This is a genomic window from Microbacterium lemovicicum (genome assembly GCF_003991875.1).
Classification (GTDB): Bacteria; Actinomycetota; Actinomycetes; order Actinomycetales; family Microbacteriaceae; genus Microbacterium; species Microbacterium lemovicicum.
The window spans coordinates 352,153-373,361 of the sequence record NZ_CP031423.1; the positions used below are offsets into that span (position 1 = coordinate 352,153).

Annotated in this window: 26 protein-coding genes and 1 tRNA gene; 15 read left to right on the plus strand and 12 right to left on the minus strand. The window is 67.6% G+C overall.

Going from position 1 to position 21,209, the window contains the following annotated elements; genetic code table 11:
- The first annotated feature begins 37 nt into the window (after nucleotides 1-37).
- The 3 genes from CVS47_RS01640 (at nucleotide 38) to CVS47_RS01650 (ending at nucleotide 1,234) form a co-directional block, all read left to right on the plus strand.
- Complete coding sequence (locus CVS47_RS01640) at nucleotides 38-442, plus strand: VOC family protein (protein ID WP_127094526.1); 405 nt, start codon at nucleotides 38-40, stop codon at nucleotides 440-442.
- The gene (locus CVS47_RS01645; protein WP_127094527.1) at nucleotides 439-720 is read left to right on the plus strand and encodes a winged helix-turn-helix transcriptional regulator; all 282 of its coding nucleotides are present in this window, start codon (nucleotides 439-441) and stop codon (nucleotides 718-720) included. The genes CVS47_RS01640 and CVS47_RS01645 overlap by 4 nt, the downstream gene beginning before the upstream one ends.
- 124 nt (nucleotides 721-844) lie before the next feature.
- Nucleotides 845-1,234, plus strand: a complete 390-nt coding sequence (locus tag CVS47_RS01650; RefSeq protein WP_127094528.1) for a hypothetical protein — start codon at nucleotides 845-847, stop codon at nucleotides 1,232-1,234.
- A gap of 278 nt (nucleotides 1,235-1,512) precedes the next feature.
- On the opposite strand, the gene CVS47_RS01655 is transcribed toward CVS47_RS01650, so the two are convergent.
- Nucleotides 1,513-1,938, minus strand: coding sequence for an SRPBCC domain-containing protein (locus CVS47_RS01655; protein WP_127094529.1), 426 nt, complete (start codon nucleotides 1,936-1,938; stop codon nucleotides 1,513-1,515).
- Nucleotides 1,939-2,253: 315 nt separating this feature from the next.
- On the opposite strand from CVS47_RS01655, the gene CVS47_RS01660 reads away from it, so the two are divergent.
- A complete protein-coding gene (locus tag CVS47_RS01660; RefSeq protein WP_241240236.1) occupies nucleotides 2,254-2,982 on the plus strand; it encodes an alpha/beta fold hydrolase in 729 nt (242 codons plus the stop codon).
- A 59-nt stretch (nucleotides 2,983-3,041) separates the two neighbouring features.
- Here CVS47_RS01660 and CVS47_RS01665 read toward each other — a convergent pair whose 3' ends face one another.
- The 4 genes from CVS47_RS01665 to CVS47_RS01680 all read right to left on the minus strand — a co-directional run bounded on the left by CVS47_RS01665 (nucleotide 3,042) and on the right by CVS47_RS01680 (nucleotide 5,660).
- On the minus strand, nucleotides 3,042-3,443 hold the full coding sequence (locus CVS47_RS01665) for a VOC family protein (protein WP_127094530.1): 402 nt from the start codon (nucleotides 3,441-3,443) through the stop codon (nucleotides 3,042-3,044).
- 284 nt (nucleotides 3,444-3,727) lie between these two features.
- Nucleotides 3,728-4,501 (minus strand): COG4705 family protein, encoded by a 774-nt coding sequence (locus CVS47_RS01670; RefSeq protein WP_127094531.1) that lies wholly within the window; start codon nucleotides 4,499-4,501, stop codon nucleotides 3,728-3,730.
- Nucleotides 4,494-5,072: a VTT domain-containing protein gene (locus CVS47_RS01675; RefSeq protein WP_127097135.1), complete on the minus strand. Its 579-nt coding sequence runs from the start codon at nucleotides 5,070-5,072 to the stop codon at nucleotides 4,494-4,496. The genes CVS47_RS01670 and CVS47_RS01675 overlap by 8 nt, the downstream gene beginning before the upstream one ends.
- A gap of 270 nt (nucleotides 5,073-5,342) precedes the next feature.
- Nucleotides 5,343-5,660 carry a hypothetical protein gene (locus tag CVS47_RS01680; RefSeq protein WP_127094532.1) on the minus strand — a complete coding sequence of 106 codons (318 nt, stop codon included), beginning with the start codon at nucleotides 5,658-5,660 and terminating at the stop codon, nucleotides 5,343-5,345.
- A 144-nt stretch (nucleotides 5,661-5,804) separates the two neighbouring features.
- On the opposite strand from CVS47_RS01680, the gene CVS47_RS01685 reads away from it, so the two are divergent.
- The 5 genes from CVS47_RS01685 (at nucleotide 5,805) to CVS47_RS01705 (ending at nucleotide 10,483) form a co-directional block, all read left to right on the plus strand.
- Nucleotides 5,805-6,545, plus strand: coding sequence for a phosphatase PAP2 family protein (locus CVS47_RS01685; RefSeq protein ID WP_127094533.1), 741 nt, complete (start codon nucleotides 5,805-5,807; stop codon nucleotides 6,543-6,545).
- Nucleotides 6,545-7,210, plus strand: a complete 666-nt coding sequence (locus CVS47_RS01690; RefSeq protein ID WP_127097136.1) for a response regulator transcription factor — start codon at nucleotides 6,545-6,547, stop codon at nucleotides 7,208-7,210. The genes CVS47_RS01685 and CVS47_RS01690 overlap by 1 nt, the downstream gene beginning before the upstream one ends.
- Before the next feature lie 98 nt (nucleotides 7,211-7,308).
- Complete coding sequence (locus tag CVS47_RS01695; protein WP_241240237.1) at nucleotides 7,309-8,208, plus strand: sensor histidine kinase; 900 nt, start codon at nucleotides 7,309-7,311, stop codon at nucleotides 8,206-8,208.
- Between the two features lie 135 nt (nucleotides 8,209-8,343).
- Nucleotides 8,344-9,576, plus strand: coding sequence for a COG4705 family protein (locus CVS47_RS01700; protein ID WP_241240238.1), 1,233 nt, complete (start codon nucleotides 8,344-8,346; stop codon nucleotides 9,574-9,576).
- A 151-nt stretch (nucleotides 9,577-9,727) separates the two neighbouring features.
- Nucleotides 9,728-10,483, plus strand: coding sequence for an alpha/beta hydrolase (locus tag CVS47_RS01705; RefSeq protein ID WP_338142378.1), 756 nt, complete (start codon nucleotides 9,728-9,730; stop codon nucleotides 10,481-10,483).
- A 626-nt stretch (nucleotides 10,484-11,109) separates the two neighbouring features.
- Here the strand turns inward: CVS47_RS01705 and CVS47_RS01710 are convergent.
- Nucleotides 11,110-11,199: transfer RNA gene (locus CVS47_RS01710), tRNA-Ser, on the minus strand.
- A 190-nt stretch (nucleotides 11,200-11,389) separates the two neighbouring features.
- Between CVS47_RS01710 and CVS47_RS01715 the strand changes: the two genes are divergently transcribed.
- Nucleotides 11,390-11,716 (plus strand): ArsR/SmtB family transcription factor, encoded by a 327-nt coding sequence (locus CVS47_RS01715; protein ID WP_127094535.1) that lies wholly within the window; start codon nucleotides 11,390-11,392, stop codon nucleotides 11,714-11,716.
- Nucleotides 11,717-11,737: 21 nt separating this feature from the next.
- Here the strand turns inward: CVS47_RS01715 and CVS47_RS01720 are convergent, their stop codons facing one another.
- Nucleotides 11,738-13,735 (minus strand): bifunctional diguanylate cyclase/phosphodiesterase, encoded by a 1,998-nt coding sequence (locus tag CVS47_RS01720; protein WP_164734582.1) that lies wholly within the window; start codon nucleotides 13,733-13,735, stop codon nucleotides 11,738-11,740.
- Nucleotides 13,736-13,850: 115 nt separating this feature from the next.
- Here CVS47_RS01720 and CVS47_RS01725 point away from each other — a divergent pair, with 115 nt between their 5' ends.
- A complete protein-coding gene (locus tag CVS47_RS01725) occupies nucleotides 13,851-14,303 on the plus strand; it encodes a MarR family winged helix-turn-helix transcriptional regulator (protein WP_127094537.1) in 453 nt (150 codons plus the stop codon).
- 7 nt (nucleotides 14,304-14,310) lie between these two features.
- Here the strand turns inward: CVS47_RS01725 and CVS47_RS01730 are convergent, their stop codons facing one another.
- Together CVS47_RS01730 and CVS47_RS01735 are read right to left on the minus strand one after the other, a co-directional pair.
- Nucleotides 14,311-14,625: a DUF7882 family protein gene (locus tag CVS47_RS01730; protein WP_127094538.1), complete on the minus strand. Its 315-nt coding sequence runs from the start codon at nucleotides 14,623-14,625 to the stop codon at nucleotides 14,311-14,313.
- 104 nt (nucleotides 14,626-14,729) lie between these two features.
- Nucleotides 14,730-15,389, minus strand: a complete 660-nt coding sequence (locus CVS47_RS01735; RefSeq protein WP_127094539.1) for an FMN-dependent NADH-azoreductase — start codon at nucleotides 15,387-15,389, stop codon at nucleotides 14,730-14,732.
- 74 nt (nucleotides 15,390-15,463) lie between these two features.
- On the opposite strand from CVS47_RS01735, the gene CVS47_RS01740 reads away from it, so the two are divergent.
- A complete protein-coding gene (locus tag CVS47_RS01740; protein ID WP_127094540.1) occupies nucleotides 15,464-15,796 on the plus strand; it encodes a winged helix-turn-helix transcriptional regulator in 333 nt (110 codons plus the stop codon).
- Between the two features lie 41 nt (nucleotides 15,797-15,837).
- Here the strand turns inward: CVS47_RS01740 and CVS47_RS01745 are convergent, their stop codons facing one another.
- The 3 genes from CVS47_RS01745 to CVS47_RS01755 form a co-directional block, all read right to left on the minus strand.
- Nucleotides 15,838-16,788, minus strand: coding sequence for a manganese catalase family protein (locus tag CVS47_RS01745; protein WP_127094541.1), 951 nt, complete (start codon nucleotides 16,786-16,788; stop codon nucleotides 15,838-15,840).
- 148 nt (nucleotides 16,789-16,936) lie between these two features.
- Nucleotides 16,937-18,580, minus strand: a complete 1,644-nt coding sequence (locus CVS47_RS01750) for an FAD-dependent oxidoreductase (RefSeq protein ID WP_127094542.1) — start codon at nucleotides 18,578-18,580, stop codon at nucleotides 16,937-16,939.
- A 219-nt stretch (nucleotides 18,581-18,799) separates the two neighbouring features.
- Nucleotides 18,800-19,093, minus strand: a complete 294-nt coding sequence (locus tag CVS47_RS01755; RefSeq protein WP_127094543.1) for a hypothetical protein — start codon at nucleotides 19,091-19,093, stop codon at nucleotides 18,800-18,802.
- A 198-nt stretch (nucleotides 19,094-19,291) separates the two neighbouring features.
- Between CVS47_RS01755 and CVS47_RS01760 the strand changes: the two genes are divergently transcribed.
- The 3 genes from CVS47_RS01760 to CVS47_RS01770 are packed head-to-tail and all read left to right on the plus strand — an operon-like array spanning nucleotide 19,292 to nucleotide 21,203.
- Nucleotides 19,292-20,257: an LLM class F420-dependent oxidoreductase gene (locus CVS47_RS01760; protein WP_127094544.1), complete on the plus strand. Its 966-nt coding sequence runs from the start codon at nucleotides 19,292-19,294 to the stop codon at nucleotides 20,255-20,257.
- A gap of 12 nt (nucleotides 20,258-20,269) precedes the next feature.
- Nucleotides 20,270-20,836: a GIY-YIG nuclease family protein gene (locus CVS47_RS01765; protein WP_127094545.1), complete on the plus strand. Its 567-nt coding sequence runs from the start codon at nucleotides 20,270-20,272 to the stop codon at nucleotides 20,834-20,836.
- A 49-nt stretch (nucleotides 20,837-20,885) separates the two neighbouring features.
- Nucleotides 20,886-21,203, plus strand: a complete 318-nt coding sequence (locus CVS47_RS01770) for a DUF7882 family protein (protein WP_127094546.1) — start codon at nucleotides 20,886-20,888, stop codon at nucleotides 21,201-21,203.
- Nucleotides 21,204-21,209: the final 6 nt, after the last annotated feature.

Genomic DNA, 21,209 nt, shown 5'->3' on the forward strand with positions numbered 1-21,209 from the left:
CCTTAACGGTTCACTTCCATTTTGGAAGTGTTAGCGCATGAGTCTTTTCATCACATGCCCCGTCGAGGACGTCGAACGTGCCACCGCCTTCTACACCGCTCTCGGCTGGACCCTCAACACCGAGATGTCCGATCACAACGTGTCGTGCTTCGCGTTAGCGGCAGAGCAGTACGTGATGCTCGGCAGCCGCGAGATGTACGCCAGCGTCGGCGCGACCGAGGAACTGGTCGGCGGACCAGACACCCCCTCTAAGGTGACGGTCTCGTTCGACCTCGCCAGCCGCGAGGCGGTCGACGAGCTTGTCGAGCGCGCAGCTGCGGCCGGAGGGCGGATCGGTGACACCGACGACTACCCCTTCATGTACCAGCGCCAGTTCGACGATCCCGACGGTTATCACTACTCGCCGTTCTGGCTGAAGGCTGATGCCGATCCGACCAGGTGAGCGACCTGGCCGCGGCCCTCGAGATCGTGGGCGCGAGGTGGGCGCTTCTGATCGTGGACCAGCTGTTGGAGGGGCCTCAACGTTACGGTGATCTACAGCGTGAGCTGGGGATGGGCACGAACATGCTCGCCACGCGCCTTCGCGAGCTCGAAGCCGCCGGCGTTCTCCGCCGTCTCCCACTGCGGCACAATACTCGCGCCTACGCACTCACCGACCGAGGGCGTGCACTCAGCGCGGCGATCACCGCCCTGCGGCAATGGGGCGCCGAAAAGACCTAACACCGCAACTACCGCGAAAGCACTCGCTACAAGGGATCCCGATCTGGGACACCGGAATGCCACCCTCGACGCTCGCCCGGAGAGCGGCGGGGGCCTCAGCCCCGGCAACAACTTCCTCGCCGCGATGCTCGGCTCCAGCAAGAACCGTGCACACCACTTCCTCACCGACGTCCTTCAAGAAGTGTATTTCTTCGATCCTCCAGGCGATCTCGGCGACCAGGTGACCGCTGCCGCGCTCAGCTGGTCGGGCGGGCTTGCACAGGTCGACGCGTCGCCCTGTACGCCCAGTCGGCGCAGAATGCGCACGCCAACTACTCGGGCACCCGGCACCACCAGCTCCTTTCGCGAATTCACCCGACGGCACCGTACGGCGTCGGTCGTCCCCATCGCCACGTGGAAAGCAACAGTCGAATCCGTCACCAGTACGAATCATCCGCAGTGGGGCTTCCAAGAGACGTACCAGGTGATCTCGGCGATGATGCTGACCCACGCTGTCGGCACGAGCGGTTTCTAACTGCTTCTGCTTCAGGGAGCTCAGGGTTTACTCGGTCGCGTTAGCTGACGGAACGTCCGGACGGGGCGGTCAAGTCGTGCGTGGCGGAGGCGATGAGATCAGTCAACCCGGACCGCGGTAACCCTTGGTCGCATGACATGACGATCACGATTGAGGATCGGCAAAGAAGTCGGACGGGGCAGGGGCCACGGAGTGCGACATACACGTCGAGGCTGGTTGATCCTGCGCGCCACCGGGTAGCAGGGCATCGACTTCAAAGCGCTGACACACCGGGTGACTCAGTCCTCCAGTAGATCCTTGAGTCCGCCGAGCATCTTGGTCCAGTTGCCTTCGGCGTGCTCGGCTGCTCCGACCGTGTCGTTGTTGTCCTGCTCGAGCGTCACCTCCGTTCCGTTTCCGGATGGCGTCAGCGTGTAAGTGAGAGTGTGATAGTTCTCGGGGACGTCCGGCAATCCAGAGAGCGGGCTGAAGTGCGTGTGCTGCAGGATGCGCGGAGGGTCTACCCGAAGGAGTTCCCCGTGGTCCTCATAGGTCTTCCCGTCATACTCGCCACGCCAGGTGATCGGACTACCGGGTCGCCAGTTTGTGGTCAATTCCGCGCCGAAGTAGAACTGCTTGACCTTGTCCGGATCGGTGAGCGCATCCCAGACTTGCTCAGGGCGGGCATCGATGACCACCGACACGGTAGCGATGTGGTTTCCCATAAATCTGGTCTACTCCCGGGCCGACATGGCCGCAACACGTGACGTCACCCGGCCGCACGTCCCGGTAGTCGCGGACGCAGCAAACGCGACAGGTGGTCTGTTTCTATTCCGCAAGCGAGCGCACTCGTCATCTGAATCCCGGACCAGGCTGCCCGAAAAACCCGTGATGATCACCCGTTGACTGGTCGCTTTACGAGACCATTGTCGACAACCTGTAGTCGCTCCCCATTCAGGGATCTTGTAGCGGATGCGTCCTCGCTCCGCGCCACCTGATGTCGTCCCGCGCTGCGTCGCAGCGGAGAGTACGGTGTCGACGTGACGAACGCGGCGGTGTGGTTCTCGGTCTCTGGCGACGGGGAGCCGCTGGTGGCTCTGCACCCAGGCGGCACCGATTCGCGGGCGATGGAGCCGCTGCTCGCCGAACTCGCCGACTACCGCCGGATACTGATTGACCGCCCCGGGCACGGCCGTTCCGCCGACTCGGCCGGGCCGTGGTGCTTCGAGGACATGGCCGACGTCATCGCCGGTGTCCTCGAAGAGCTGGGTGTCGACTCCGCCCACGTGGTCGGATGGAGTGACGGCGCAATCGTCGGCCTGCAGCTGGCGTTGCGACGGCCGGAACTGGTGCGCAGCCTCGTCTTCGGTGCGGGCGTGTTCCACCACGAGGGATGGCGGGACGGGGTATTGGGCGGTGAGCCGCCGGACTTCATGAGCGACGCCTACGCCGAGGTCTCCCCCGACGGCCGCGACCACTGGCGTGTGGTTGTGGCGAAGTCGGCTGCCCTGCACGCCGTCGCCCCGACAGTGAGCACCACGGACCTGGCGCACCTTGTCATGCCGGTACTGGTCGTGGCCGGTGATGACGACGAGGTGCGCATCGAGCACCTCATCGAAATGTTCGAGGCCCTACCCGACGGCGAACTCGCGATCCTCCCGCGCGCGACCCACGGAGCTCTCATCGAGAAGCCGGACCTGCTCGCGCGGCTGATCCGCGACCTGCACCATCCAGCCGGGAACGGGCTCGCACCGATCCGTCGAGAGTGACCGGTGCCCTGTCGTCAGGGAGCGCCCCAACTGGATCGCGCAACGACGCCAGGCGACTGCTAGCTCGCCTCCGTCGTCACCGGAAGGTCAACGGGTGTGTCCACATGGCTCGCGATGTTGACAACCGCGCCGGTGGGATCGCGGACGAAGAAGCGGCGGATACCCCAGGGCTCATCTCGGATATCCCGCACCATCTCGAGCCCGGACGCCAGCGCTTCCCGGTACGCCTCGTCGACGTCCTCCACCTCCAGCGAGACATCAACTCCGCGGACATCGGGGTCCACAGCCGTCGGGCTGTCCCACGCGACGATCAGCTGGGTGGTCGGAGTGCTCACCGACGCGAACATCAGCAGACCGTCTTGCTCCATAGCGACCCGGAACCCGAGGAACGACTCATAGAACACTCGCGCCGCCGCCGGGTCATGAGTATCGATCACCGGCATCGCACGACGAATCTTCATGGGTGCAGTCCTACCAAGCCACCGACCAATGCGACAGAGGATCCTCTTTATAGTTGTCGCGGTGGCTAGGTGCCCGCACCTTGCCATGTAGGCGAGTCGAAACCGCTCCTGGTATCCGGTGTAGACGAGAACGTGCCGCCCCGAACCTCAACCGGTGTTGCAACAGGGAGCCCGGCTGGGCCGTGGAACCCCTCATTTAGTGGCGTTCCCCACGGGTAACCGAACCCGTCTCGGCCAGCGCTGGCGAGGGTAACGAGGGCTCGCGGCCTGGCGGCCTGTGAGCGTCACGCGATCGCAGGCGTGCTTTCCGGCTCTGCCCGCTGACGGCTGAGGAGTGCGACGCAGATCACTATCGCGGCGGTCAGCGCGAGGCTCACCGCACCCGTACCCGCGCCGATGCCGCCGCGCTCCGGGCTGACCCCGACCCAGTCGGCGAAGGAAGCGCCGAGCGGGCGGGTGAGGACGTAGCCGGTCCAAAAAGTGGCGACGGCGTTGACGTGGACATACCTGTACACGATGGCGGGGATGCAGATAGCTGCGAGGAACAGGATGCCTGAGCCGAGGTAGCCGAGGCGCAGGACGTGCGCTGCCCAGTCGCCTGCTGCGGTGCCGAGAGCGAAGGTCGTCAGCACGGTGGCCCAGTAGAACATCTCACGACGGGGCGTGTTGATCGAGTGGATCGACAGGGTCCGCTCTGTGCGGTACCAGACGAGGAACAGTCCGACGAGAGCGATCGCGAAGCCCACGGTCGACGTCTCGTAAGGGACGGCGAATTGCACGTGCACGACGTCCGCGGCCATCGTTCCGAACACGCTGACCAGAACGACGGTGAGCCAGTACACCCATGGGACGTAGCGGCTGGTGCGAAATTGCAGCACGAGCGCTCCCGCGAGCAGGACGAACGCGATCGCGACACCGACCACGGGTTCTATGGTGGTCACGACGAAGTCGGAGGTCGTCTCGCCCATCCCGGTGGTGAGTATCTTCGTTATCCAGAACAACGCCGTGATCTGCGGGACCTTGCTGCGCGTCGCAGAGCGATGTTCCTGGTCACTCATGGTCCGCCTCAGTGGCAGCTTCCCGGCCGCGGTCGTTCTTGTCAGCTCGGCGTTCTCGGATCACGGTGATCGCGATCGGGATGAGCGAGACAACAACGATCCCCACGGCGATGATGTCGACATTGTCGGCGATCGCCGGGATCCTTCCGAGATAGAACCCTGCGGCGCTGAGCAGCAGCGACCACGCTGCGCCGCCGACGGCGTTCCAGAGCAGAAATCGGCGGTAGGGCATGCTCGACATGCCCACAACCGGGGGGACGAAGGTGCGGATCACCGGCACGAATCGCGCGAGCACCAGAGATTGCGCCCCATACATCGCGAAGAACGCGTCGGCTCGTTCGAGGTAGCGGGCCTTGAAGACACGCGCGCCCGGAGTGAACAGTCGTTTCCCGAAGCGGCGGCCGATAGCGTATCCGACCGAATCGCCGACGATCGCGGCGACGGCGACACCTGTGATGAGCAGCGGAAGAGGGAGACCCAGCGCGCCGGACAAGAGTGCGGCGGTGAAGATCAGCGAGTCGCCCGGCAGGAAAGGGAAGAGCAATCCTGTCTCGATGAAGATGATGCCCATGACCACGGGGAGAACCCACGGGCCGGATCCCTGGAGGAGGCCGGTGGGGTCAAGCAGACCCCCGGAATGCAACAGCACGAATGTCCTTTCAGGAGGAGCAGCCAGTTGGGTGTCCGAACGGCCACGAAGCGCTGCGGTGACGCATCCCTGCGGGACGTGCCGATGGGATCGGACAGGGAGCGACTTTGCGCTGCGATGCGGATGTCGGAAGGTTGACGGTGCAGCTGACGGCCGTGCGGGTGCCGCAGCGCGTCAGCTGGATCCGACGAGTCAGGGGGTGACGTCGTCGGCGGTCTCGCCGTCGCTGGTGCCGTCTTCGATTGATTGGTCGTCGGCGGTCTCCGCGTCGGTGTCGGCTACCTGCTGGTCATCGGCAGTTTCCTGGTCGGTGTCCGCAGCTCCCGTATTGTCCGGATGCTCCGAGTCCGAGTCCACGGTGGAGACGCTGAGGGAGGTGGTGGGCGGGGTCGGCGGGGTCGGCGGGGCAGCCTGAGCCGGCAGTGCCAGAGCAGCGACTCCGACGGCGGTCAGCAGCACGGCCGTGGCGCCCACGCCGGAGGCGACCATGAACGTCCTTGTCGAACGCATCGGGTTTCCTTTCGTAAGCGGTTGTTACCCCGAAGGATCCCTGTCGCGTTGTAAGAAATCACCCAGAATCAGCGGCCGAGGCGTGAGGTAGGCGGACGCCTGTTTCTTTGCGGGTTCTTAGCGCGCTCTGTGGAGAGTGGACGGGTGCGCACCCTGAAGTCTCCCCTCGCCGGATGGTCCGCTGTGGCCGCGACCGAAACCGTCCTCATCATCGTGATGGGGCTCATGGTCTCTCGGTCGCCGGGATGGACCGCGTTCGAATCCCAAGTCGTCGTCGCCGTCAATGCCACCCATGGGTGGCCCCTGGATGCGCTCGCGTCAGGGGTTAATGTGCTGTTCGGCCCCGTGGCTGCGGGCGTCATCGCCGTGATGGTCGTGATCGGAGCGGCTCTCCTGGCCCGATCGCGGAAGACCGGCATGCGGGTTGCGGTGATGATCGGGGTGCCGTGGGCGTTGGCGGACGTGATCAAGGCCATCGTGCACCGCGCCCGACCCGACGCGGGATTGCTGACACACCCGATCGTGGTCGACCCGACGACTTTCAGTTACCCCAGCGGTCACACGGCTTTCGCGGCGGCATTGATGACGACGATGGCGTTGCTCGTCGCGGGTGCTGCGCGGACCTGGGTCACGGTGGGCGGGGCGATCATCGTCGTCATCACCGGCTGGTCGCGCATATACCTGGGCGTGCACTTCCCCACCGATATGCTCGCCTCGCTCCTGCTCGTGCCGATCGCCGTGGTCGCCTTCCACGAGATCACCGGCGAATTCTCCATGTTCACCGCGGTGAACAATCCCATCACGATGAGCCGGCGGGGCAGCCCTGGCGGGGAGCCTCTCGATGCCCGAGCCCGCAGCGACGACAATCGGGGAAGAGGTGCATGATGACCGAGCTCAGACCACGGCTTCTGCTGGTGGAGGATGACCCGCAGCTGGGTCCGATCATGGCGCGGGTGCTGGACGAGGTCTACGAGGTCACACTGATCGACGACGGCCGGGAGGGGCTGAACGCAGCCCAGAACGACCCCTTCGACGTGATGGTGGTGGATCGACGACTGCCATCCATGGACGGCATCTCGATCGTGGAATCCCTCCGCGCGTCCGGAGAGGCCACGCCGATGCTCATCCTCACCGCTCTGGGCACCGTCCAGGACAAGGTCCGCGGGCTGGACGCCGGCGCGAACGACTATCTTGTGAAACCGTTCGAGTTCGATGAGCTGTTTGCCCGGCTTCGCGCGATCCGCCGTGTGGGGACAGGGGAGGGGCCATTCGTCCGCATCGGCGGGTGGGAGTTCTACCCGGATTCACGAGCGGTCTATTCCCCCTACGACGGGCGCTTGATCCTGACTGAGCGGGAGAGCGACATGCTGAAACTGTTCGCCGTGAGCCCGCAGAGGACGTTCAGTCGCGCGGAAATCCTCCGCGCCGTGTTCTCCGCCGACGACACGCCGGGCACCGTCGACACATACGTCCATTACCTCCGCCGCAAGACCGATCCCAACATCGTCACGACAGTCCGAGGGCGCGGATACCGGCTGGGGATGCTGTGACGGTCCGGCGAACCCCCGCGGACCCGGACGCTCTGCTCGTCCGAAATGCCGCACGCAGGGTAGGTCTCACCATCACCCTCGGCGTATCGGTTCTGGTCGTGATCGTCCTTCTGGCCGCCCTGTCGGTCGTGTTCACCCAGATACCCCCGGGCGACCTGTTCAGCCCCGGAACAAACGAAACAGTCGTCGATATCGACGGCGTCGACATCCTCGTGTGGGGTGCGGTCATCGGGCTCGCGGCGGTGCTGCTCGCCGGGACGCTGAGCGTGTTCGTCACTCGGCGGGCCGTGGCCCCGCTGGTGGACGCACTGCGCCGACAGCGTCGGTTCGTCGCCGACGCCTCGCACGAACTCCGCACCCCCCTGGCCATCGTGGACGCGCGGATCCAGGTCCTGGACCGTGAACTGCCCTCCGACCACCCTCAACACGACCTCGTCGCTGACCTTCGCAACGACTCACGAGCCCTGAACGCCGTCGTCTCGGACCTGCTGGATTCCATCGATATCTCGCCCGACGGGCCCGTCCGTCCCCTCCCGGTAGCCCCTGCCATCTCGTCCGCGGTCGCCGCGATGCGGGCCTTGGCGCGTGATCGTGATGTGACCATCGCGCCACTGGCGGTAGCGGAGGATCTTGCCGTGGCCGTTCCAGAGAGCAGCCTGCACCGCTGCCTCCTCTCACTCCTGGACAACGCCGTGAAACACTCACCGGCCGGTCGCACCGTCGGAGTGACGGCGTTCGCCGAGCGCGGCGCCGTGATGATCAGCGTCGCCGATCAGGGCAACGGAATCCAAGGGATCAGCGCGGACCGCATCTTCGATCGGTTCGCGCGGTCGGCCAACGCCATCGACGGCGGCGGGAGCGCTCGCACCGGGTTCGGCATCGGACTCTCCCTCGTTCAGGACACCGTTCACCGTTACGGCGGGACGGCGTTCGTGACCACGACCTCCATAGAGGGGACGACCATCACGCTGCGCTTTCCCCGCGCCACCCTCATCTGACAGTCACGACTCCACGCCAGCGCACGTGACGCGCATTACAACCGACGACCGACCTCCGACGGGGCGGACCGTCGGGCCCCATTCTCAGAAGCAACTTAGGGGTCGATTCGTACCGTTCGATACATGACACAAGCTATGCGCACGGCGCCAACGACACGCCGGCAGATGTTGAGCAAGGTCCCCGAGATCACCGTGTGGTTCTGGATCATCAAGATCCTCTGCACCACCGTCGGGGAGAGCTTCGCCGATTGGATCAACATGACCCTCGGCGTCGGTCTCGACCTCACCGCGCTCCTCTTCACCGGCATTCTCATCGCGGTGCTGGGCTGGCAAGTGGCGCTCCGGCGGTACGTCCCCTTCGTGTACTGGCTGACCGTCGTCGTTGTCAGTGTGACCGGCACCCTGTACACCGACATCCTCACCGATGACCTGGGCATCCCCCTTGCGCTGAGCACCGCCGTGTTCGCGGTGATACTCGCAACCGTGTTCGCGATCTGGTGGCGGAGTCAGCGCACCCTTTCCATCCACAGCATCACCACCACACCGAGAGAACTGTTCTACTGGCTGGCCATCCTCGTCACCTTCGCCCTCGGCACAGCGACAGGAGACTGGATCCTCGAGCTGACGGGGTGGAGCCCCGGCGTCTCGGTCCTGCTCCCCGCCGCACTCATCATCGCCGTCACCGTCGGATGGAAACTCGGCGCCAACCCCGTCCTCGCCTTCTGGCTCGCATACATCCTCACTCGCCCCCTCGGCGCGAACCTCGGCGACTGGCTCGGCTTCCCCCCGGAACAGGGCGGGGTCGGACTTGGAGTTGCCTTGACCAGCATCATCTTCCTGGCTGCCATCCTCGCCGTCGTGATCTACCTCACAGCCACACGAGCCGACACCATCGAAAAGACTCCGTCGTATGCCACCGCACCCTCGACGCCGCGGCGCCAGCGGGCGACGCTTTCCTTCTACGGAGTGGTCGCTGTCGCATCCATCGGGCTGCTCGCATGGGCATCCGCTCAACCCCACTCCACGGCAGCCGCCAGCGAAGAAGGACCCGCGACGTCCGTGACCCTGGCCGCTGGACAGTCCGCCATCGCGCTCTTCCCCCGCGACAAGGTCTCGCGGTATCAGACCATCGCGACCGATACTCTCGCACTCCTCGCCGCCGACGACCAGGCAAACGCGACCGCCCACATCACCGACCTCGAAACAGCGTGGGATGAGGACCAAACCGCACTACAGCCCCTCGATAACACTGGATGGACGTACCTAGACGGGAAGATCGACACCGTTCTCACTGAACTTCGTGCACCGACCCCCGACATCACGGCGGAGAAGAACGCGCTGAACGACTTCCTCGCCGCGCTGCACTGAGGCCGTGGCGAGGACCACGGAAACGGCACTGTTACTGTTCTGGTGTCCGTGCGACAGTGTGATCAAGGAGGTGGTACCCGTGAACGATTCGACGTGGGTGCTCCTCACAGGAGTCACGGTCGGGCTATAGGTCGCCCGGGAGCGCCCCTCCATGCGCATCCCGAAAGGCACGACCATGCACTTCTTCTCAGAAGCCACACCCCGCGATGGGGTCATCGAACACCAGTTCATGCTCGGCGACATTCCGGGCGTCCTCTGGAGGCCAACACACCCCTCGGCACCGGTCCCGCTGATTCTGCTGGGACATCCCGGCGGGCTTCAGCGGATGTACCCGCGGCTGGCCGCCCGAGCTCGGCAAGCCGTCTCGAACGGGTTCGCAGCGGCGACCATCGAACTCCCCGGGAGTGGTGACCGACCGACCCTGACCATCGCCGAACAGGCTCGCGCCGATCTGCGGCGCACCCTGCAAACGGGCGAGCCGGTCAACGACGACATCGTCGACCGGCTGATCCTGCCGATCGTCGAGGCCGCGGTCCCCGAATGGCAGAGAACCCTCGACGCGCTCCTCTCACTCCCCGACATCGCCGCACGAGTCGCCTACTCGGGAGGAATCATCTCAATCGGCGTCCGGCTCGCGCTGGTGGAACCACGCATCGTCGCGGCTGGATTGTTCGCGGGGAGTTACATACCCCGCGTCATCCTGGAAGATGCTCGCAGGGTCACTATCCCGCTTCACGTACTCCTCCAATGGGACGACGAAGGGAACGACCGGCAAATGGCTTTAGATCTGTTCGACGCATTCGGCTCGAAAGACAAGAGCCTGACCGCAAACATGGGCGGACACGCCGGCGTCCCTCCACACGCAGAGCAAGCAGCAGGCGCTTTCTTCGTCAGACACCTGACCTGAAGCCGACGTACGCCCTCGGCGACCAGGCGGCACCGTGCTCCCGTGCGGATTGGGCGATGGAATACCCAGATCGCCGATAGTGGGGCGACGCGATTGGCCTTGCCTGTTGATGGCCCCTGTCCTCGGCACCCTTTTCGCAGGCGTCGTCGTAAGAGGTTGAGCATGGGGAGGCCGGCGGGCTCACCGGCTCACGATGAGCCCGCCACCAGCGGGGTCTCGGCCGACTCGATCAGACGCCTAGAAGCTACTGGCCTCTTCGCGTCCCGCGATACCCCCTTGACTCGTGTGCTCTGACGAACGTGTGCGGTAGGCGCTCAGGGGAACTGCGCGGCGCCCTCAGCACCTAGCAGGCAACACACCCCGCCCACCTGAATTCGACTGGGGGACGTTCTGATTTTGGCGAGCGCCCGTTCGTCGGAACACCTCCGACAAAGTTGCCAGTGGCTCGGAGACTTCCACCCGTGGTGCACCCCCAAGTGGTCCGGCGCATACGTCGTAAGGAGCTGGAGAGTCTTCGTGACCAGACGTCTTGAGAATGTGGGCAAATTGTGGGCAAATGGCCAACCGAGCTGAACCAAAAAGCCCCGCGATCCCTGTCAAGACAAGGGATTGCGGGGCTTCTATGATGGCGGTGACGGTGGGATTTGAACCCACGGTAGGGGTGAACCTACACAACATTTCGAGTGTTGCACCTTCGGCCGCTCGGACACGTCACCGCCGACGAGCTTACGCCAGAGCAGACATGCCCGCCAATCGAGGCCGGGCGAGGATCTCTTGAGCCCCGGTCAAGAATGCCTGTTCTTGCGCCGGCGATCGACTCGAGCACACCGCCCCGCCGTCATACTCTGAGCCCACAGGGCCTCCCGGCGACGATGCCGGACCCGGAGCGATCCCCGAAGGACGGCCATGCACGATCTCGACCGACTCGCCGCCATCTTCTCCGCGCTGGCGAGCCCGACCCGGCTGCGCATCGTCGCGCTGCTCGCCGACGCCCGCGATCAGGGCCGAGCCGCAGCATCCGCTCCCGGCGTGCTGGAGATCGCCGAGGGTGCCGAGATCTCCCGGTTCTCGGCATCGTTCCACCTGGAGCAGCTGCGCGATGCCGGCATCGTGCGAAAGGTCCGCGTGGGCACCCGCTGGGCGCACTCGCTCACCGAGGAGGCGACGGACGCCGTCGACGAGTGGCTGTTCGACGTCGCCGACGACCACACGCTGAGCGCGATCCCGAGCTGAGCGGCTCGGAGTGAAGCCCGCTCAGGCCGAGACGCGGTTCTTGCCCGACACCTTCGCCCGGTACATCGCCTCGTCAGCGTGACGGAGCAGCTCGGCCGCTTCGATGGGGCGGTCGGTCACGGCGATGCCGACGGATGCCGTCACCGTCACGACCGATCCGTCGATCGCCGCCGGCTCGGCGATGGCCTCGATGATGCGGCCCGCCACGTGCTCGGCCGCCTCGCGGTCCATGTGCTGGCACAGGATGACGAACTCGTCGCCGCCCAGCCGAGCCACCGTGTCCTGCGCGCGCACCACCGACACGATGCGCTCGCCGATCAGCGAGATCAGCGCGTCGCCGACGTCGTGCCCGAAGGTGTCGTTGACCGACTTGAAGCCGTCGAGGTCGATGAAGAGCAGAGTGAGGATCCACGACGGGGCGTCATCGCGCAGCGCCAGTTCGAGGCGGTCCAGCATCCCCCGTCGGTTCGAGAGTCCCGTCAGCGGGTCGTACATCGCGAGATGCGCGAGTTCCGATTCGACGCGGCGCAGGAGGGCGCCCTCGAGGTCGCGCGCGAGGTCGATCGCCTCTCCGGCGAGCTCGCCCCACGCCGGCGCCGTGTCCGCGACGCTGTCGGTCCACGCGGAGAACGACATGCGCGGGGAGAGGGGGGTGAGCCGGTTCGCGTTCGTCTGGTCGCCGAGCCAATCGATGTCCAGCAGCACTTCGTTGCGGAAGAACGCGATGTAGTCGCCGGCCCCGCCCAGCGGCACCATCAGCACGCCGGTGACGGACGGGGCCACCTCCGCGAAGTACGGCCGGTCGAGGTGGAGGGCGTCGGTGGAGATGAACGAGTACTCCTTCGACGCGTCGAGCCGAGCGCGCAGCCCCTCGAGCTCGGCGGTGGGCGGAGTGTCGCCGACCACGCGCGTGCGTCCGTTGACGCGCACGGCGACGCCGTCGCACGAGATGAGGTCGCGCACGCTCACCTCGCCGCGCACGAGGGTTCCGGCGATGTCGTCGGTGGCGGCGATCTGCGCGAGGAGCTGTGCCCGTGTGCGCCGAAGCTCGACCTGCCGGTTGAGCCGCCGCACCTGCTCGAGCGCCCGCACCTGCAGAGCCACCTGGTTCGCGAGCACCTCGATGCCGCGTCGCTGGATGAACGGCAGCTGGTGCCGCGTCCGGTGTGCGCACGTGATCATCCCGGTGAGCACACCGTCGGTGACCATCGAGAACGACACCGTGGACTCCTGGCCCATGTTGCGCATGAACTCGAGGTGGTGGGGTGAGACCGAGCGCAGCTCGGCGGGGCTGAGGTCGAGCGCCGACGGCGCGTACTCACCGCCGACGGTGATGATCGGCGACGATGCGCCCGTGGTGCCGACGATCGCGCGGGAGAGCTTCGTGATGTACAGCCGGCGCGCCTGTGCCGGGATGTCGGATGCCGGGAAGTGGAGTCCCTCGAACGGCTCCATGTCTTCGGCGCGCGCCTCGGCGACCACTTCTCCGTGGTCGTCGGGGTGGAAGCGGTAGACCATCACCCGGTCGAAGCCCGTCAGCGCGCGCAGCTCGCGCGCGGTCTCCTTGAAGAGCCGGTCGACGTCGTCGATGGCGGCGAGGCGGTGGCTGATCGCGTACAGCCCGGACGCCAGCTGCTGAAGCGGCAGCTGCCGTCGCGGCTCGAGTTCGATGAGGATCAATCCGCTCGAGGGCTGCACGATCGCGTCGAACAGCCCGGCGTCGGTCGCGAAGGTGATCGGGTTGGCCGCCCGCGGGTCTTCGAGCATCGCCTGGAGGCTCTGCTCGAGCTCCGCGTCGACGGCCGTGGACAGCGGCTGACCGAGAAGGGGGCCCGCGAGCCCCAGCAGGTCGGCGCAGTTCTCGCTGAGGGCGACGATGCGATGGGATGCCGGCTCCACCGCCAGGAGGGCACCGTGGGCCTGGATCGAGCCGGGCGTTCTGATCGGTTCGCGCGCGCAATCCTCGAGACGTCGGATCTCGGAGTCGCTGAGGGTCAGATGCACCCGCTGATCGGTCAATCGGCTCCTTCGTCCGTCCTGCGTCGATTCTTCCACACGGCCCGCGCCGGGTGAGGAGGCGGCATGACTAGAGTTGTCGCGCGGGTGCGCCGGCTCGCGAAGAAGGACGTTCACCATGACCTCACAGCTGACCACCGTCGATGACCGGGTGTCGCGGGGTGTGGAGCGCCTTCGACTCGCGGAGGCGCGGCTCGCCCGGCGCCGCCAGACCCATTGCGGACCGAGTGAGAACGCGCGGATGGCGATGCGGTACGTCTACGAGCGCTCGGACGCGGGCGAGGACGTGACGCCCACGGCGATCGCCGAGCACCTCGAGATCTCGACGGCGGCCGTGAGCGGCATCCTGGACCGTCTGCACGCCGGGGGGATGATCGCCTTCGCGTCCAACCCGCGCGACGGTCGCAGCAAGCTCGTCGTGCCTTTCGACCGTTCCACCGATGTCGACGACCTGGACCCGCTGACCGCGGCCGTGCGCACGTTCGCCGTCGACATGTCGCCGGAGATGGTGGAGGCCGTCGCGCGCTTCCTGGAGCACGTCATCGAGGCCGTCGACGACGAGTGCCGCTGAGCCGCTTCTAGGCGGCACGGGGGCCGGGCCGCGGGGGCTCGTCGAGGACGGTCAGGCCGTTGACGCTCCCGGCTTCTCTCATGAGCGCGTCGATCCACGCCCCGTTGAGGGAGGGGGTGCGGCCGCCGTAGAAGTGGAAGACGAGCGGCACCGCCGGCGCCACCCAGAGGGCGCGCGTGCCGAGACCGTCGGTGGGCGGGGTGTTGAAGAGGAACGATTCGCGGCGGCGCAGCTTGTTCATGAACACGACGCGCAGGTGCGCGAGGAGCCGGTCGTCGAAATCGAACGACTGGTTGCTGCTGCCGTAAATCAATCGCCCCACGGCGTCAACTTACCGCACCGGCCGGGTTAACCAGTCATGTCTAACCCGCTTAGCTAAAGCTGCGCCGGCTGCCGGGGCGTCCGAGCCCCGGCAGCCAGGGGTCGTCAGGCGGCCGGGCCGGCTCCGCGCAACTCGGCGAGCTCGCGGCCGGAGCGGCGCGCACCCTGCTCGGCCTCGTGCTTGAGCTCGGCGGCGACCTCGGTGAAGGAGTCGAGCGCGGGGTTCACTCCGACGAGGGTGAAGGGCCGCTGCACGACGCGGAGGTCGAGGCCCCAGACGTCTCCGAGCACCCGGCGGAGCCAGCCGGTCGAGTGGTCCCAGCCCTCCTTGGGGCTGCCGGGGCTGTAGTTGCCGCCGAGCACGGTGACCAGCGTCGCGGGCTTGCCGCGGAGGGCGGTGCCCTGCGGGTCGATGCGCGGGTCGGTGTAGGCCACGTCGAACCACGTCTTGAAATGCTGCGAGACGCCGTAGTTGTAGAGGGGGACGGCGAACAGGAGTGCCTCGGCATCGATCAGCTCGTCGGCGAAGGAGGTCGCCAGCGCCGTGGCGGCGCGCTGCTCCTCGGTGCGGTCGGCCTCGGGGGTGAATCCGCCGGTGACCGCGTTCTGCCAGGCCGTGGCCGGCACGGGGTCGGCGGCGAGGTCGCGACGGACGACGCCCGCGTCGGGGTGGGCGGCCGTCCACTGCTCTTCGACGAGGTCGGCGAGGGAACGGCTGGCGGACGTCGCGGGCAGGATGCTGGCATCCAGGCGGAACAGGGACATCGGGGCTCCAATCTTCGATAGTCGCTATGAAAAGTGAAGCGACTAGACAGACAGTAGCACCGTATGATCGAAGCATGGTCGACGGAGGCGGTGCCGAGCACGCGTGCGATGCCGCCGTCGTGCTCGCGTTCTCCCTGCTCGGCAAGCGCTGGAACGGCATGATCATCGACGCGCTGGGACCCGGGCCGCTCTCGTTCGTCGCCCTGCGACGTGCGGTGGCCGGCATCAGCGACGCCATGCTCTCCGACCGGGTCGCGGAGCTCGCCGAAGCGGGTGTGGTCTCGCGCACCGTCGACTCCGGTCCGCCGGTAGCCGTCGCCTACGCCCTCACGCAGAGCGGCCACGACCTCGTGCCGCTGCTCCAGCAGCTGGGCACGTGGGCCTCGGCCAACCTCACGAAGGCATGAGGCGACGGATGCCGCGTCCCGGGGCCGCGGCATCCGCTCCGTCAGCTCATGCGACCGAAGGTGGCGTCGATGTCGGCCATCTCCATCTCGGCGGTCGCCTGGATGAGGGCCATCAGCTCCTCGTCGGCACCGGGCGAGAACTCCTCGCGGCGCTCGGGGGCGATCTCCAGCGGGGCACCCTCGGGCGCCTGCTCGCTCGCATCGAGCTCGGTGCCGTCGCCCGACGGTGACAACCCCTGGAAGATGCGACCGGCCTCGGACTGGTTGTCGAGGTCGAACGAGTACTGCTTGCTCTGCAGGCCGAGGTCGACGAGGCGCTTCACCTCGGGGAACTGCTCGGCGTTGGTCTTCGGGATGGGAAGCGTGCCGCGCCAGTTGACGCCCAGCGTCTCGAGGGCCTTGGCGTAGGCGTTCTCGTGCGCCTGGTCGCGGACGATCAGATAGGCGATCGTCGAGCGCGCGGTCTTGTTGTCGGTCATCTCGTACAGGCGGCACTTCTGCAGACGCCCGGTGGATTCGAGCATGAGGTTGTAGAGCAGGTCGAGCACGAGGTTGCCCGAGTTGTAGACGTAGCTGCCGCTCCACGGGTTGCCGGCCGCGTCGACGGGCAGAGCGCCCTGCGCGCCCACGAGGTAGTGGTGGATGTTGCTGTGGTCCAGTGCGATGTTCAGCGGCACCGCGCCGCCGGCGCCGGGCTGGTCGATCGGATCGGTCGGCTTGCCCTGGTACGCGGGCGAGCCGTCGAGCAGACGGGCGATCGTCGTGCCGATGAGCTCGACGTGACCGATCTCCTCGGTGCCGATGCCCTGGATGAGGTCCTTGTAGGGCTTGCCCTCCGGACCGCGGAAGTTGATGCTCTGGAACAGGTACTGCATCATCGTGCGCATCTCGCCGAACTGCCCGCCGAGACCCTCCTGCAGCGCGTTGGCGGCGGCGGGGTCGGGCTCGTCCTGCTCGATCGGGTTGATGAGGCGCTGGAGGTGGAAGTACATGGTGTCTCCTCGTGTTCGGGAATCTCACCATGCCGACGGGAGGCCCGTCTCGCCGCGGCCCTGGCATCGGCGCGGTCACCCGGCTAGGGTCGCGCGCGCCGGGGTAGCCGGCCGATCGGCTCAGACCGCGCGCGCCGGAGCCGTCGGCTCAGAGTGCGAGGGCCAGGGCACGGTGCACGGACGCGACAGCGCTGGAGCCCTCGCCGACGGCAGCGGCCACGCGCTTCATCGACCCGCGCCGCACGTCTCCCGCCGCGAACACCCGCGGCAGGGAGGTCTCGAACGGCAGCGGCTCCCGCCCCAGGCGCTGCCATTGCTCGAGCGACTGCGCGGCGATGTCGGTGCCGGTGCGCAGGAAACCGTCGGTGTCGCGGTCGAGGTCCGAGAGCCAGCCCGTGGCCGGCACGGCCCCGATGAAGCAGAAGAGTCCGCGCGCGTCGACGTCGCCGACCGAGTCGATGCGCACGCCCTCGAGCGCGTTGCTGCCCTCCAGTGCCGTCACCTGCGAGCCGGTGTGCACCTCGATGCGCGGATCCTCGACGAGCCGGTCGACGAGGTACGACGACATGCGCGCGGAGAGGTCGCCGCCGCGGGCCACGAGCCGCACGGGGCACCCGTTCGCCGCGAGGTAGAGCGCCGCCTGGCCGGCCGAGTTCGCCCCGCCGACGACCACCACGGGCGACTCCACGACCTGCCGCAGCTCGAGCTGCGTGGCGGCGTAGAAGATCCCGGCGCCCTCGAAGTGCGACCACCGGTCGAGCGGCAGCGTGCGGTAGGCGGCTCCCGAGGTCACGATCGCGGAGCGCGCGTGGATGATGCGGCCGTCGGTCAGCGTCACGTCGAGGCCGCCGTCGGTGGGCTGCAGCCGCACCGCCTCGCAGGGGGCGTAGACGCGCACGCCGAACTTGAGCGCCTGCAGCGAGGCCTGTCCGATGAGGTCGCCTCCGCTGACGCCGAAGGGGAAGCCGAGGAAGTTCTCGATGCGCGAGGTGGCGGCCGCCTGTCCGCCGGGCGCGACGGCATCGAGCAGCACCGTGCTGAGCCCTTCGGACGCGCCGTAGATCGCGGCTGCGAGACCCGCAGGGCCTCCGCCCACGACCACGAGGTCGACGACCTCGTCGGCGTGCGCCTGGTAGCTCAGGCCGAGGCGCTCGGCCACGAGCCCGGGCGTCGCGTGCGGCAGGGCCTCGCCCTGCAGGAACGCGATGGGCAGGTCGGAGGGGTCGAACTCGTGCGTCTGCGAGTACTGGGCGGCTCCCGCCGCGTCGAGCTCGACCGCGGTGTGCACGAGGTCGAGACGCTCGGCGAAGCGCCGCAGCGAGAGGAAGTCGCCGGAGTTCGCGGCACCGACGAACTTGAGCGTGAGGGCGGCGGGGCCGGTGCGCAGCGCCTCGCGCCGTGCCCACAGCGCGTGCAGGATGAGGTCGCAGAGCTCGTCGTCCTCGGCCATCAGCCGCCGCAGCTGCGGCCGCGACACGCGACGGATGCGTCCGGCGCGCGTCACGCGTGCGGACAGGAACGCCCCTTGCCCGTTGAGCAGCCCGAGCTCGCCCACGAACGTGCGCGCTCCCATGGTGGCGAGCACCGCCTCCTCGATCCACCACAGCGAGTCGCGGACGACCTCGATCACGGCATCCTCGACGAGGATCAGGTCGTAGTCGGCGTCGCCGGAGCGGAAGACGTCCTCGCCGGCCGTCACGTCCTGGGGCGCGCCGAAGGCGAGGAGACGCTCCCACTGGGCATCGGTGAGGGCGGGGTTCTGGAGGGGATCGAGGTGCGCAGCATCCTTCACCCTCCAGAGAGTAGTGACGCGCGACCCCGCGTGGGCGGATCGGGCGCCCCGTTCTCTTGGCGCGAACGGCGGCGACGATCCCGCCGAGGTCGCCTCACGCGTCAGGTGAACACCGAGAGGCAGCGGAACGACGCTGTCGCCGACCGCTCACCTGACGCGAACTCCGGCTGCCGGGAAGGTGAGAGGGCACGAAGCGTCACCTGAGACGGTGCCGCGTGATCAGGACCGGTGGCGCACCGGGGGAGCGAAGGAGGGGATGGGAATGGGGCGGGTCGACCGTGCGCGGCGACGCGTTCGGTCGCGGAGGTCATCCAGCGCCGTCTCGGCGTCGAGGTATTCGGTGGACAGCGCGACGGATCCGGTCCAGACCAGGCGGACGGATGCTTCGTCCTGCCGTTCGATGCGGGCGATCACGTTGCGCGGGTCGGCGGGCGGGTAGCGCGTGTCCACGATGAACCACTCCCCGTCGGCGATGCGACGCAGGGAGAACGGCTCAGAAGCGTCGTCGCTCATTGAAGCCTCCCTCCGGGCCGGTGAGCCCAGCTCCACCGTGCGCCGCACCCCACGGATCGCGAACACCCTTGACAGTCCGGGGGCGGTGTGGGCCACGGCCCGTGCCACAGCGAACGTCGAGCGTCAAGCGGCTGGCCCGGGTGCCCACGGGTCGCAGGATGGGCCCAGCGGCACCGCGCCGCGTCGGGAGGACACACCATGACACGCTTCGGCTACACCCTGATGACCGAGCAGAGCGGCCCGAAGGACCTCGTGCGGTACGCGATCGCCGCCGAGAAGGTCGGCTTCGACTTCGAGGTCTCCAGCGACCACTACACGCCGTGGCTCACCAGCCAGGGCCACGCGTCCTACGCCTGGGCGGTGCTCGGCGCGGTCGCGCAGGCGACCGATTCGGTCGAGCTCATGACGTACGTGACGTGCCCGACGCTGCGCTATCACCCTGCCGTCGTCGCCCAGAAGGCCGCCACGCTGCAGCTGCTGTCGGACGGTCGGTTCACACTGGGACTCGGCTCGGGCGAGAACCTGAACGAGCACGTCGTGGGAGAGGGCTGGCCGTCGGTGGACGCCCGCCAGAACATGCTGGAGGAGGCGATCGAGATCATCCGCGCGCTGCACACCGGCGACCTCGTCACCTACGACGGCGAGTACTTCCGCGTCGACTCCGCCCGCATCTGGGACCTCCCCGAGGGCGGTGTCCCGATCGCCGTGGCGATCTCGGGTGAGAAGTCGATCGCCCGCTTCGGGCCGCTCAGCGACCACGCGATCGCCGTCGAGCCCGACGCCGACCTCGTGTCCGGCTGGAACGAGCACCACGGCGCCGACTCGCGCAAGATCGGCCAGATCCCGATCAGCTGGGACCCCGACAAAGATGCCGCGATCGCCCGTGCGCACGACCAGTTCCGGTGGTTCGGCGGCGGATGGGCCGTGAACGCCGACCTCCCCACCCCCGCGGGGTTCGCCGCCGCCAGCCAGTTCGTGCGCCCCGAGGACGTCGCCGAGGCGATCCCCTGCGGCCCCGACCTCGACGCGATCGCGGAGGCCGTCAAGGCGTACGTCGACGCCGGGTTCACCGACGTGGCCGTCGTGCAGGTGGGCGACGAGGGTCAGGACCGCTTCCTCGACGAGGCGGCAGGGCCGCTGCTCGAGAGGCTCCGCGCGCTGTGAAGAGGTCGCCCCGTGGTCGGTGACGGGGCGCAGCTCTGCCTCGCCGCCGGCGCCGACTGCGGGGGCGAGGTCGATCAGGATGCTCCGCTCGCCCTGTGCGAGCGGCATCTGGCCGCCGCGGCCGACTGGTCGAGGCGTGCGGAGGGGGTGACCGACCTGCTGCCGTCGCCCTGCGGCGTCTGCGGTTCGCGGCTCGGCGTGCGGTGGCCTTCGGGCTGGCTCTGCGCCGTCTGCGAGTGGCGCTACGGCGACGTGCCCGACGGCGATCTCCCGCGTCCCCGCGTCGATGTCGTCTACTACCTGCGCTACGCCGACCGGGTGAAGATCGGCACCACCGCCGACCCCCGCCAGCGGTTCGCGGCGATCATGCACGACGAGGTGCTGGCCTTCGAGCGGGGGGACCGCCGCAGGGAGCGTGCGCGCCACGAGCAGTTCGCACCCGACAGGTTCGCGCGGACGGAATGGTTCGTGCTGTCCGACCCGATCCGGGAGCACGTGGCGACGCTGGGCGCCGGCGTCGTCGATCCCTGGGAGCTCCTGCTGCGTTGGCGGAGTGAGGCGCTCGCCGCGCAGGGGTGAGCCCGGCGCCATCAGGGGAGCGGGAGCGCGGTGGTTTAGGCTCGCCCTCATGGGTCGCTTCATCTACGACACGATGTCGAATTCCGTCGACATCGATGACCGCACGCTCGCACACCTGCGGATCGTCATCATGAACAAGCTGCGGCGATCCGAGTCGTTCATGTTCGACGTCGAGCCCGGAGACGGCACAGGACGCCGCAGCTTCTGGGTGCACCCGGCCGTGCCGATGCAGTTCCACTTCTTCGGCAGCCGCCCGCCGCGCATCAACCGCGTGTGGATCGAAGACCTCATGCAGGTCGCGAGCGGCCCGAACGGTCTCTCGGTCACCGCCGAGCCCGAAGAGGACCGCCCCGCGTCGGAGGAGTAGCCTCCC

What these genes read in the sequence shown, in the direction of transcription:
- CVS47_RS01650 (WP_127094528.1), top strand. Translation starts at nt 845, where the DNA reads ATGCTCGGCTCCAGCAAGAACCGTGCACACCACTTCCTCACCGACGTC.
- CVS47_RS01725 (WP_127094537.1), top strand. Translation starts at nt 13,851, where the DNA reads ATGACCTCACAGCTGACCACCGTCGATGACCGGGTGTCGCGGGGTGTG.
- CVS47_RS01665 (WP_127094530.1), bottom strand. Translation starts at nt 3,443, where the DNA reads ATGAAGATTCGTCGTGCGATGCCGGTGATCGATACTCATGACCCGGCG.
- CVS47_RS01670 (WP_127094531.1), bottom strand. Translation starts at nt 4,501, where the DNA reads ATGAGTGACCAGGAACATCGCTCTGCGACGCGCAGCAAGGTCCCGCAG.
- CVS47_RS01715 (WP_127094535.1), top strand. Translation starts at nt 11,390, where the DNA reads ATGCACGATCTCGACCGACTCGCCGCCATCTTCTCCGCGCTGGCGAGC.
- CVS47_RS01740 (WP_127094540.1), top strand. Translation starts at nt 15,464, where the DNA reads ATGGTCGACGGAGGCGGTGCCGAGCACGCGTGCGATGCCGCCGTCGTG.
- CVS47_RS01755 (WP_127094543.1), bottom strand. Translation starts at nt 19,093, where the DNA reads ATGAGCGACGACGCTTCTGAGCCGTTCTCCCTGCGTCGCATCGCCGAC.
- CVS47_RS01735 (WP_127094539.1), bottom strand. Translation starts at nt 15,389, where the DNA reads ATGTCCCTGTTCCGCCTGGATGCCAGCATCCTGCCCGCGACGTCCGCC.
- CVS47_RS01690 (WP_127097136.1), top strand. Translation starts at nt 6,545, where the DNA reads ATGACCGAGCTCAGACCACGGCTTCTGCTGGTGGAGGATGACCCGCAG.
- CVS47_RS01680 (WP_127094532.1), bottom strand. Translation starts at nt 5,660, where the DNA reads ATGCGTTCGACAAGGACGTTCATGGTCGCCTCCGGCGTGGGCGCCACG.
- CVS47_RS01640 (WP_127094526.1), top strand. Translation starts at nt 38, where the DNA reads ATGAGTCTTTTCATCACATGCCCCGTCGAGGACGTCGAACGTGCCACC.
- CVS47_RS01655 (WP_127094529.1), bottom strand. Translation starts at nt 1,938, where the DNA reads ATGGGAAACCACATCGCTACCGTGTCGGTGGTCATCGATGCCCGCCCT.
- CVS47_RS01760 (WP_127094544.1), top strand. Translation starts at nt 19,292, where the DNA reads ATGACACGCTTCGGCTACACCCTGATGACCGAGCAGAGCGGCCCGAAG.
- CVS47_RS01705 (WP_338142378.1), top strand. Translation starts at nt 9,728, where the DNA reads ATGCGCATCCCGAAAGGCACGACCATGCACTTCTTCTCAGAAGCCACA.
- CVS47_RS01675 (WP_127097135.1), bottom strand. Translation starts at nt 5,072, where the DNA reads ATGGGCATCATCTTCATCGAGACAGGATTGCTCTTCCCTTTCCTGCCG.
- CVS47_RS01700 (WP_241240238.1), top strand. Translation starts at nt 8,344, where the DNA reads ATGCGCACGGCGCCAACGACACGCCGGCAGATGTTGAGCAAGGTCCCC.
- CVS47_RS01770 (WP_127094546.1), top strand. Translation starts at nt 20,886, where the DNA reads ATGGGTCGCTTCATCTACGACACGATGTCGAATTCCGTCGACATCGAT.
- CVS47_RS01745 (WP_127094541.1), bottom strand. Translation starts at nt 16,788, where the DNA reads ATGTACTTCCACCTCCAGCGCCTCATCAACCCGATCGAGCAGGACGAG.